General features: G+C 42.5%; 11 protein-coding genes. 4 read left to right on the top strand and 7 right to left on the bottom strand.

From position 1 onward, the window contains the following. Positions 1–1,234: ATP-grasp domain-containing protein (locus V2H77_RS15000; protein WP_341499436.1), on the top strand; the 1,234-nt coding region annotated here is incomplete at its 5' end. Between the two features lie 15 nt (positions 1,235–1,249). Continuing rightward, positions 1,250–2,095: a DMT family transporter gene (locus tag V2H77_RS14995; protein WP_341499435.1), complete on the top strand. Its 846-nt coding sequence runs from the start codon at positions 1,250–1,252 to the stop codon at positions 2,093–2,095. An 84-nt stretch (positions 2,096–2,179) separates the two neighbouring features. Here V2H77_RS14995 and V2H77_RS14990 read toward each other — a convergent pair whose 3' ends face one another. The 6 genes from V2H77_RS14990 to purM form a co-directional block, all read right to left on the bottom strand. Beyond that, complete coding sequence (locus tag V2H77_RS14990; protein WP_341499434.1) at positions 2,180–2,341, bottom strand: DUF2633 family protein; 162 nt, start codon at positions 2,339–2,341, stop codon at positions 2,180–2,182. Positions 2,342–2,353: 12 nt separating this feature from the next. Next, positions 2,354–3,886, bottom strand: coding sequence for an exopolyphosphatase (gene ppx, locus V2H77_RS14985; protein WP_341499433.1), 1,533 nt, complete (start codon positions 3,884–3,886; stop codon positions 2,354–2,356). Between the two features lie 3 nt (positions 3,887–3,889). Further along, positions 3,890–5,959: a polyphosphate kinase 1 gene (gene ppk1, locus V2H77_RS14980; RefSeq protein ID WP_341499432.1), complete on the bottom strand. Its 2,070-nt coding sequence runs from the start codon at positions 5,957–5,959 to the stop codon at positions 3,890–3,892. 63 nt (positions 5,960–6,022) lie between these two features. Further along, on the bottom strand, positions 6,023–6,592 hold the full coding sequence (speG, locus tag V2H77_RS14975; protein ID WP_088371496.1) for a spermidine N1-acetyltransferase: 570 nt from the start codon (positions 6,590–6,592) through the stop codon (positions 6,023–6,025). 215 nt (positions 6,593–6,807) lie between these two features. Then, positions 6,808–7,446, bottom strand: a complete 639-nt coding sequence (gene purN, locus V2H77_RS14970; RefSeq protein WP_341499431.1) for a phosphoribosylglycinamide formyltransferase — start codon at positions 7,444–7,446, stop codon at positions 6,808–6,810. Beyond that, on the bottom strand, positions 7,443–8,483 hold the full coding sequence (purM, locus tag V2H77_RS14965; protein WP_341499430.1) for a phosphoribosylformylglycinamidine cyclo-ligase: 1,041 nt from the start codon (positions 8,481–8,483) through the stop codon (positions 7,443–7,445). Before purM ends, purN begins: the two co-directional genes overlap by 4 nt. 227 nt (positions 8,484–8,710) lie before the next feature. Between purM and upp the strand changes: the two genes are divergently transcribed. Together upp and uraA are read left to right on the top strand one after the other, a co-directional pair. After that, entirely contained in the window at positions 8,711–9,337 is a 627-nt protein-coding gene (upp, locus tag V2H77_RS14960) for a uracil phosphoribosyltransferase (RefSeq protein ID WP_265379302.1), read from the top strand. A gap of 68 nt (positions 9,338–9,405) precedes the next feature. Then, on the top strand, positions 9,406–10,698 hold the full coding sequence (uraA, locus tag V2H77_RS14955; RefSeq protein WP_341499429.1) for a uracil permease: 1,293 nt from the start codon (positions 9,406–9,408) through the stop codon (positions 10,696–10,698). A 143-nt stretch (positions 10,699–10,841) separates the two neighbouring features. Here uraA and V2H77_RS14950 read toward each other — a convergent pair whose 3' ends face one another. Beyond that, a complete protein-coding gene (locus V2H77_RS14950; protein ID WP_341499428.1) occupies positions 10,842–11,090 on the bottom strand; it encodes an AbrB/MazE/SpoVT family DNA-binding domain-containing protein in 249 nt (82 codons plus the stop codon). Positions 11,091–11,201 lie beyond the last annotated feature (111 nt).

Raw genomic sequence — 11,201 nt, 5'->3', positions numbered from 1 at the left:
AGCAAGACCGGTTGAATGTTTAGCGATTGATTATATTAGAAGTTTAGGATTTTCTCCTGTATTATTTACGTCAATGGAATCAATGAATAAGGGATTATATGATGATTTGAAGAAGGAATTATTTGATAATATTTATTATTTAGATACGAGAAGTAGTACAGATATCATTAATTTAATTAAAGATAACGGCATTGCTATTGCTGCGATCTTGGGCTGTTATGATGATTTTATGATTGTGGCGTCTGAAGTGGCGTTGGAATTTGGTTTACCTCACTCGGATATAGAGGGTTTGAGGAATGCATTTAGTAAGAAGAATGTTAGGGATATCCTGGCACAACATGGTTATGAACAACCTGCCTACGAGGTTTTTTCTTATAATAATATGCCAGAAAATCCTAAAGTTCCTTTTCCGTTTGTTATTAAGCCACTTCGTGATGCAGGGGCTTATGGGGTATCACTTTGTAAATCTTTAGATGATTACCACCATGTGATTGCGGAAATTTCATCTAATGGCTCAATGTCAATGCTTGGAAAAGTCAATGAGGAGTTCTTGATAGAGGAATTCCTGCAAGGAAATTTTTATGGGGCTGAATTAGTTTATAGTCATGATGAATGGCATTTAATTGGTATCAATAAGATTTTTGTTTCTCCTGATGATAGCTTGTGTATGACAGGTTTATCTCATCCTGCTGAGTTGTCTGAATTTGAATTTACAATGGCTTGTAAACTTGTCAAAGAGTGGGTAACCGTTTTGGGATTACGGGGTGGCGTAATAAATGTAGAATTTATTTATACCTCTCGTGGGCCTGTATTAGTTGAAATTAATTTGCGCATAGCGGGCGCCAGAGCGGCTCAACAGGTCCTTATGACTTCTGGAATTAATATGGTCAAGTACTTGGTAGACTTTGTTTGTGGTATTGAAAGTTCTATATCGCCAGAATCGGAAAAAGTTTATCCATTTGTCGCTGATGCATTTATTTTTTATCGTGGTGAGGGAACTGTCAATGATATCAGGATAGATGCTGATATCCCTTATTTCATCTCCGCAGGGTTTAAAAAAACACCTTTTACTATTTTATCCAAAAGTAAAAGTTTATCCAAAAGTAAAAGTTCATCGAAAAATAAAAATTTTGGTTCTATTGTCGGTTATGTTCTGGCTTATGGTAATAGCTGCGAGGAAGCGATGGAAAATGCCACATGTATTGCTAATAGCGTACAGTTAAAAACAAATTAATAAGAGATTATCATTATGGCTATTCTGATGGGATTGATTTCAGCATTATGCTGGGGAAGTACTGATTTTTTGGCAGGACAAGTGGCAAGAAAAGTCGGCGTTGCTAAGTCTTTATTCTATAGTCAGCTATTTGGTTTTTTTGTTTTATCATTGTTGCTGTTTTTTTATTTTGAGATGTCGTTTGTTAATGCAAGTTTTTTTCAATTGACCATCTGTGTTGTTGCTTCGGTTTGCAATTTAATGGCAATGGTGTTTCTGCTTAAAGCGTTATCGATCGGCAAAGCTTCGATTGTCGCGCCGATTGTTTCGCTTTATGGCGCCGTTACCACGATTTTGTCACTAATAAATGGGAAACCAATGACCGCTTTGGTTTTGTTTAGTCTGTTTATTTGTGTTGCTGGTGCCTGTCTAACCAGTATACCGAAATCAAAAGATGGACAACGAGAATCATCCAGTTCAATTTTCTTTGCACTTTTATCTTCACTGATGTTTGGTTTAGGTTTCTGGCTGCAAGGGGAATTTGCTGTTAGAGATCTGGGGGTTATTAATGCATTATGGGTTTACTATTTAACTGCTGTGGTGGTTTTGTTCCTCACACTGTTAAAAAAAGGGAATTTATCATTACCGCCGATTTCAATTATTGCTCTGGTTTTTTCAATTAGTTTCTTTAGTTTGATCGGGTTTGCTTCATTAGCTTACGGTTCTGCAACGGGACATGTTGCCGTTGTTACCGTTTTGAGTTCATTGGCAAGTGGAGTCACTGCCTTATTAGGCTTTTTTATTCGTGGAGAACGGTTGAGCCGAATTCAGTGGATTGGCATTGTGATAATAATAGCCGGTGTCATTCTTTTGAAATTATGACATTGATAATCGTTTGTTTCCCCGAAGAGTTCGGGGAAACAGTGAGGTAATGACATTGATTAATAATGATCAGTACTAAGTTGATTACTTCATTTGATGATTTTCACTCTTCTCTATTATAGGCCGCTTATTTTGTTGGTGATGCTCTAATGCTGCTATGGATGAGTAAATGAAACGGCCAAATAAAATGAGAAAGCTAATAAGTAAAATCAGTTTAGTGATTTGGAATCGCTTCTTTTTTTTCATTATCTGAAATCGTTATGTTGATTCCTCAGCTATTTCTAATTGCCAACCCGTAACATTATGCCAGTAACCTTGCTCTTTTTCCAAATCAAGCTGCATCAGGGTATTTTCTGATAAATAATTGTGAGGCAGGTAAAGCGCCCAATGACTATCATCAGTAACCAGTCTGAGTGATTCAGGCGTGGTTGTGGATTGGCGTTGATTATTGAGTAACGTTGCCAAACGTAGGATTTGAATTAATGGCAGATACTGTTTTTTCTTGAATAAATTGAATCTTGGCAAATCATCCAGTTTTATTGTTTTACGATGACAGCGAACCAAGGTTGCCAGTAGTAATTGTTGTTCCTGATTAAAGCCGGGTAAATTGGTGTTTTGTAGAATATAGGCAGAGTGTCGTTGTAATCCGCTTAAGTTAATACTTAATCCAACTTCATGTAGCATTGCTGCCCAGTGTAAAATCGCTTCGAGTTGAGGTTGTACCAGTTTGGGGTTCTGCATTGCCCACTGTTTGTAAAGTGTTTCCGTCGTATTAAGGACGCGCTTGGCCTGTTCTCTGTCGATATTATAGTGTTCAGCTAAGCTTTTTGCGGTTCTCTGGCGAATATCTTGATGACGGAAACGGCCTTCCATTTCATACAAAACACCTTCACGTAGTGCGCCGTCTGAGAGTTGTAACGTTTTTATGTGCAGGGCATCGAATATACCGCATAAGATAGCCAGGCCAGGAATAAAAAAATGTTTACGATCGTCTGATAATCCAGGTAAGTCGAAGGTTTTTAACTTTTTGAATTTGAGTATTTCTTTGACTAACATCTCCAATCGTTCAGGGGTGATTAATCCGTCCTTTTCCCCCATTGCGACCAGTACTTCATAAACCGCTTTAATTGTCCCGGATGCGCCAAGCGCTGAATTCCAGCCTGTGATGCGATACTGCCATGAGAGATTCTCCAATTTTTGCGCGGCTTCAAGCCGTGCTCTGCGGAATTTTTCTGCACTAATTTCGTCATCGGGAAAAAATTGGTGGGCGAAACTAATGCATCCCATGCGGCGGCTTTCTACCAATAAGGGTTCAAAATTTTCACCAATCACCAGTTCGGTGGAGCCGCCGCCAATATCAATCACCAACTTACGGTCTTTTTCTGGTTGCGTATGTTCCACGCCCATATAGATTAGACGGGCCTCTTCATGGCCGGAAATAATTTCAATCGGGTAGGGGATAACATCTTTAGCGCGTTTGATAAATTCTTTTGCATTACTGGCTTCACGTAAGCTGTGAGTGCCCACCAGACAAACATTATCAGCAGGAAAGCCTTGTAATCGTTCAGCAAATAGAGCCAGACAAGCCAGACCGCGCGCCATTGCTTCTTCGCTTAATTGATTGTTGTGGTCAAGGCCGTCGGCAAGATGGACGCGTTGTTTTAAGCGGCCCAGGATCTGAAATGCACCATTAACAATTCGTGCGATAATCATATGAAAACTGTTTGAACCCAGATCAATAGCCGCAATTTCTATTGGTCTGGGTGTCGGTTTGTCGTGTGTTAGCGGCATAAATTAGGCTCTTGGTTCAGGTTGTTCGAGGGCTTTTATATAGTCATAAATAGCCAGTTGTGCCCGGATTTTCCGCTTATTACCCCTTGGCACATAACTATTGCTCAGCTCTTTATCAACGTAACGGGCTTTTACCGTATCGTTGAATTGTAATTCGAGAATATCCAGTACCCGTTGTTTTAATTGTGGATCGAGTAGGCAAACCGCAACTTCAATTCGGTAGTCGATATTACGGGTCATCCAATCGGCAGATGAGAGAAAGACTTTTTCATCTCCGTCATTAGTGAATACGTAAACTCGATCATGTTCGAGGAAACGGTCAACGATACTGGTGATCTGAATATTTTCGCTAAATCCTGGTTGATTGGGTACTAGCGAACACATACCGCGTATCAGTAGACGTATTTTTACCCCCGCTTCTGAAGCGTCGTATAAGCGGTCCACCAGCTCTTTATCAACCAGATTATTAATCTTTAACGTGATGCCTGCGGGCTTATTTGCTCTAGCGTTAGCGATTTCCTGCGAAATAAGCTGGTTGAGCATTGCGCGGGAATTTTGCGGCGAAACCATCAGGTTTTCAAATTTAACTGGACGGTAAGGATTCTCAATGAAGTTGAATACCCGGCGCACTTCGTTAGTAATTTGCGGATTGGCTGTCAGCAAGGAGTAGTCGGTGTAGAGGCGAGCCGTTTTTTCGTTAAAATTACCGGTGCCAATATGGGCATAACGAATAATTTCTTCACCTTCCAGACGGGAAATAAGAAACAGTTTTGCGTGAATTTTTAGTCCCGGTGCTGAGAAAATAACATGTACACCCGCTTCGGTTAGCCGTTTGGCCCAATGAATATTGGCTTCTTCATCAAATCGGGCCTGTAATTCAACCACAACGGTCACTTTTTTACCGTTATGAGCAGCATGGATCATGGAATCAATAATGCGGGAATCTTTTGCTACCCGATAAATGTTGATCTTGATGGAAAGTACACTGGGATCGAAAGAAGCCTGACGTAATAATTCCAGTACATGTTCAAAGGTGTGATAGGGATAGTAGAGTAGTACATCTTGTTCACGAATCGCATCAAAACCATTGCGGAAATTATCAAACCAGGTGTGTCGTAATCTCGGCAAAGGTTTATTGAGTAGATTTCTCTTCCCCTCATTGGGGAATTTAATGAAATCTTTAAAATTGTGATAGCGTCCGCCGGAAATCACCGAGTCATCGTTTGACAAGCCAAGTTTGCTACGCAGTAATTCCACCATTTCATCTGGCATTTCTCGCTGATAAACGAATCTTACTGGTTCCGCTGTCAGCCGTTGTTTCAACGTAGATGACATGAGTTCGAGCAAGCTTGATTCCATTTCGGTTGCTAAATCATATTCAGAATCACGGGTCATTTTCATTGAATAGGCGTTCAGTGAATCATAATCGAAAAAGCCTTTGAAAATTTCATCAAGACAATAACGCATAATATTGTCTAGCAGGATCATTGATTTGCGGCGGTGTGGCATTTCAGGCGGCAAGTTAACAAAACGTGGCACCTTATCTGACGGAATTTCTAATAGCGCATATTGGATATTCTGGCCGTGGACAATTTCAACTGCCAGATAAGTGTAGTCATCTTTCAGAAATTCAACCAGGTTGGTTTCTGGATTGATCAGGATTGGCGTCGTGTGCGGCCGCAGATGTTGACGGAAATATTGGCGTAACCAGATTTGTTGATTTGGTGAAATTTGTCGTTCATTGATGAGAAAAATTTGATTACGAGCTATTTCTAGTAGCAATTCATTATAGAGTACATCAAATTCCTGGTCGGTTTTAGCCACTTTAGCTTGAATTCTTTTCAATACATTCCGAGCGCTGGCGGCCGATCCTCGTTCTTCATTAATTAATATCCGCCGTTTTACATCAGCAAAACGGACTTTGTAAAATTCATCCAGATTATTGGAGTAAATACCAAGGAACCGCATCCGTTCTATTAATGGATTGCTCTTATCCGCTGCTTCTTGAAGCACACGTTCGTTGAATGATAACCAACTAAGTTCTTTCTCGGTATAGAGCCTGTCTTGGGACATTGTTACTCCAGGTGTTGAGGTAAAAGTATTAAAACTTTGAATACGACGGGGTGTCGTTTGTCGCTATATTCTTGTCTGTAATTGCTGACTCATTTTTTCATCTTGCTTGGAGGCAAAATATTGATGTTGGAAAATGCACATGCGAATGGCTGTGCGGTAACTACCATTAATAAAGAATTCGTCTATTAATTCGCCCTCAGTGTAGAAACCTAGCTTATTATAGATATGAATGGCCTTGGCGTTCTCTTTATCAACAATCAGGTAAAGTTTATACAGGTTAAGTACGGAAAATGCATATTCCATCGCCAGTTTTGCTGCTTTGGTTGCATGACCTTGGCCCTGATAGGCGGGATCGATAATAATCTGAAATTCTGACCGGCGGTGGATATAGTCGATTTCGACTAATTCAACTAAACCAACTTTAGCGTCAGCACTTTCGATAATAAACCGGCGTTCGTTCTGGTCGTGAATATGTTTGCCATACAGATCGCATAGTTCAACGAAAGCTTCGTAAGGTTCTTCGAACCAGTAACGCATGACACTGGCATTGTTATTTAATTGATGGACAAAAGGGAGATCTTCCCGTTCAAGGGGACGTAACCTAACAGGTGGAGTATGAGAACCACCAGACATTTGGCACCTCAGTGTTTTTGATAAAAAAGGAACATAATTAATAATAGTTCGTAATGAATAATGGTTTGTAACTAATAATAGTTCGCAGTGCCGGGTATGTTACCACAGCACTGTAATTAGCCGTTAATAAATATACCCGTTATCTTTCAAGTTGCCTCCTTGTTGGCTGCACTCCCTTGCCGTCGCGATGCATCTTGAAATCCATAGGGTATAGATTATTCTGCGGCATAGCCTTCTGGAGGGAGAATCTTTCCATCCAGATACGCTTTGCCATTAACCATACTTAGGCGCCCTTCGACAAACCAGTTGATAACTAACGGATAAATGTCGTGTTCCTGAGTCTGAACCCGTTTAACAACCTCACTTTCCTGATCACCGGCAAAAATAGGAACTTTAGCTTGCAGGATCACCGGGCCGCCATCCAATTCTTCTGTTACAAAATGGACGGAAGCGCCGTGTTCTGTATCACCATTTTCTATCGCTTTGCGGTGAGTATGCAGGCCAGGATATTTGGGTAACAGAGAAGGATGAATGTTTAACAAGCGGCCAAGATAGTGTTGTACAAAATCTGGCGTCAGGATACGCATATAACCTGCGAGGACCACCAAATCTGGCTGATACTGATCAATGGCATGCTTCAATGCTTCATCATAAGCCTGACGATCTGCATAGTTTTTTGGGCTAATGGCATGGGCGGGAATGTCCGCCTGTTTAGCGCGTAACAGACCGTAAGCATTTGCTGTATTACTAAATACCGCGCAAACCTGCCCATTGATTCTGTGGTGTTGGCAGGCATCAATCACCGCCTGGAGATTGCTGCCGCTGCCAGAGATGAGTACAACGATATTTTTCATTGAATAATGACCTGTTGTTCACCTTCTTTCAGTGTCGCGATAGTGCCGATATGCCAGGCTTTCTCTCCGGCGGCAGTGAGTAATTCAATCGCTTGTTCAACGGCTGTTGGTGGTAATGCAATCACCATCCCGACGCCGCAGTTGAATGTACGGTACATTTCATGACGGCTAACGTTGCCAGTCTGTTGCAGCCAGTTAAATATGGCCGGCCATTGCCAACTGGATTCGTTAATCTGCGCTTGGGTATTTTCAGGCAGAACCCGCGGAATATTTTCCCAGAAACCGCCGCCGGTTAGATGAGCGATGGCGTGAACATCAACCTGTTCAATCAAGGATAAAAGGGATTTCACATAAATTTTTGTCGGGGCGAGTAGGTGATCCGCCAGTGATTTGCCTTCAAGTTCTGTTGTTTCGGGATCGGTGTTGCTGACGGCCAGGATTTTGCGTATCAGAGAATAGCCGTTTGAGTGAGGACCACTGGCGGCGAGGGCAATCAAAGCATCGCCCGCTTGAACCTTACTGCCATCGATGATTTCTGATTTTTCAACCACGCCGACGCAGAAGCCGGCAACATCATAATCTTCACCGTGGTACATCCCCGGCATTTCTGCGGTTTCACCACCAACCAGAGCACAGCCGGATAATTGACAGCCTTCTGCGATACCGGTGATAACGCTGGCGGCAGTGTCAACATCCAGTTTCCCGGTTGCATAGTAATCGAGGAAAAATAGGGGTTCTGCACCTTGAACAACCAGGTCATTGACGCACATTGCAACTAAGTCAATGCCGATAGTGTCATGGCGTTTGAGGTCCATTGCCAGACGTAACTTGGTGCCGACACCATCGGTACCAGAAACCAGAATGGGTTCGCGGTATTTTTGTGGTAATGCGCATAAAGCGCCAAATCCGCCTAAACCGCCCATAACTTCTGGGCGACGGGTCTGTTTTACAACACCTTTAATGCGGTTGACTAAGGCATTGCCGGCGTCGATATCGACACCGGCATCTTTATAACTGAGAGAGGTTTTGTTGGTCACTCGAAGCCCCCAAGGCGGTTGCGTTTGATAAATTAAGACAGAATAGTAACAATTCTAACAGTCTAAGCAAACGTTTGCGAGACTCTTGTTTAGGATCTCAATTCTCTATAAGCAGAGCTATGTTTGATGAAAATCAACGGATTGGTAGTGGTGTTATGGTTAAAAGACGGTATAATCTCGCCGTTTTTTTGTCTGCTGGCGACATGACATACAGTTAGGAGAGGTCCATGAAGATCGTTGAGGTGAATCACCCACTTGTTAAACATAAACTCGGCCTGATGCGAGCGCATGATATCAGCACCAAACGCTTTCGTGAACTGGCCGCAGAAGTTGGAAGCCTTCTGACTTATGAAGCAACTTCTGATTTAGAAACTGAAAAAGTCACTATTGATGGCTGGTGTGGTCCGGTAGCAGTTGAGCAGATTAAAGGTAAAAAAATAACTGTCGTACCTATTCTGCGTGCGGGATTGGGTATGATGGATGGTGTATTGGAGAATGTTCCCAGTGCCAGGATTAGCGTCGTAGGGGTTTATCGTAATGAAGAAACCTTAGAACCTGTCCCTTATTTCCAGAAACTGGCCTCCAATATTGATGAACGTATGGCGCTGGTGGTTGACCCCATGTTGGCAACCGGCGGCTCTATGATTGCAACTATTGATTTACTGAAAAAAGCAGGCTGCCAGTCAATTAAAGTTCTGGTTTTAGTGGCTGCTCCTGAAGGTATTGCTGCGTTGGAAAAAGCCCATCCTGATGTGGAACTGTATACAGCTTCTATTGATGAGAGACTCAATGAACAGGGATACATTGTGCCCGGCCTGGGGGATGCAGGCGATAAAATATTTGGTACGAAATAATAAGTTAGCCGACTTTTGAGTCGGCTTTTTTTTGGTTCTAACGCAAGAATATTAAGAGGATAAAGAAAATGACCCGTCGTGCGATTGGCGTAGATGAGCGGCCTCCTTTTTTACAAACTATTCCACTCAGCTTCCAACATCTTTTTGCTATGTTTGGTGCGACGGTATTGGTGCCGATTTTATTTAAAGTCAACCCGGCGACCATTCTGCTATTTAACGGTATCGGTACATTGTTGTATCTGGTGATTTGTAAGGGAAAGGTTCCGGCGTATTTGGGATCGAGTTTTGCTTTTATTTCGCCGGTTTTATTGTTGCTGCCACTGGGATATGAGTTGGCTCTGGGAGGGTTTATTCTGTGTGGCGTGCTATTTTGTCTGGTTTCACTGATTGTTAAGGTGGTAGGGCGAAGCTGGATTAATGTGATGTTTCCACCTGCGGCAATGGGGGCGATTGTTGCTGTTATCGGTCTGGAACTTGCTGGTGTTGCGGCTGATATGGCGGGTTTGCGTCCAGCGGAAGGCGCCGATGTTGATCCGACAACATTGACCATTTCTATGGTAACGCTGGCGGTAACCGTCCTTGGTTCAGTTATGTTCCGCGGATTCCTGGCTATCATCCCGATTCTTATTGGCGTTTTGGTCGGTTATGGGTTGGCGTTCCTGATGGGTGTAGTTGACCTGACTCCGGTACGCGAAGCGCCGTGGTTTGCATTGCCGACTTTTTATACGCCACGTTTTGAATGGTTCGCTATTATGACCATCTTGCCTGCGGCGCTGGTTGTTATCGCTGAACATGTTGGTCATTTAGTTGTAACAGCGAATATTGTGAAGAAAGATTTGTTAAAAGAGCCGGGTTTGCATCGTTCTATGTTCGCAAATGGTTTATCAACCGTGATTTCCGGTTTCTTTGGTTCAACGCCGAATACGACTTATGGCGAGAATATTGGCGTCATGGCAATTACCAAAGTTTACAGCACCTGGGTTATTGGCGGCGCTGCGATACTGGCGATTCTGCTCTCCTGCGTCGGTAAACTGGCGGCGGCAATTCAGGCCGTGCCGGTTCCAGTTATGGGAGGTGTCTCGCTGTTGCTTTATGGGGTTATTGGCGCGTCAGGTATTCGGGTGCTGATTGATTCCAAAGTGGATTACAACAAAGCGCAAAATCTGATCCTGACTTCCGTTATTCTTATTATTGGCGTCAGTGGAGCGAAAATTAATATCGGTGTTGCTGAACTTAAAGGCATGGCGCTGGCAACGATTGTAGGTATCGGTATGAGTTTGATTTTCCGTCTGGTTGCTGTTTTTCGTCCAGAAGAACGGTATATTGAATCTTCCGTTGAGTCTGTTAAGCACGGTGAATAACAGGGCAATAAACTTGAACTGATTTCCCCGCTTTGAGTAGTTTTCATTATGAAGAGGCGGGGATGATGATTATTATTTTATTCGTAAGGGGGGATTTTGTTCGAAAGCAAGCCAGCAAATATCTCCACGTTTAGGAACGAACATCAGTAATTGAGTTCCTTGTGATTCGGAGCTGCCAGTTCATCAGCATGCGCAGTATAAGCAGATAAGCCATTGAGTAAATCAGACTCGGTTAATCGTTTTTTAACTGCTATTTGAATAATTGATCCTTTTTCGCTGATATTAATGTTTACGATATCACCTGTTTCAAGATTGGGTGTTGTTTTAAGATTTCCCGATAACAGCAAGTCAATGCTGTTTCCCCATTTTTGCAAAATTGCTTGAATGAACATTTCTATGTCTCTATAAATGTACACTAATCCGTATGAGTACCGACTAAGTAGATACAAAAGGAAGCCTTATCTAGGGCATTAGGTTTGTTTATTGTGGAGTAAAAAAGGAGC

Source organism: Photorhabdus sp. P32 (assembly GCF_038085095.1).
GTDB lineage: Bacteria > Pseudomonadota > Gammaproteobacteria > Enterobacterales > Enterobacteriaceae > Photorhabdus > Photorhabdus luminescens.
Note: the sequence above shows the minus strand (reverse complement) of the source record. Positions and strands in the feature narration are given on the sequence as shown.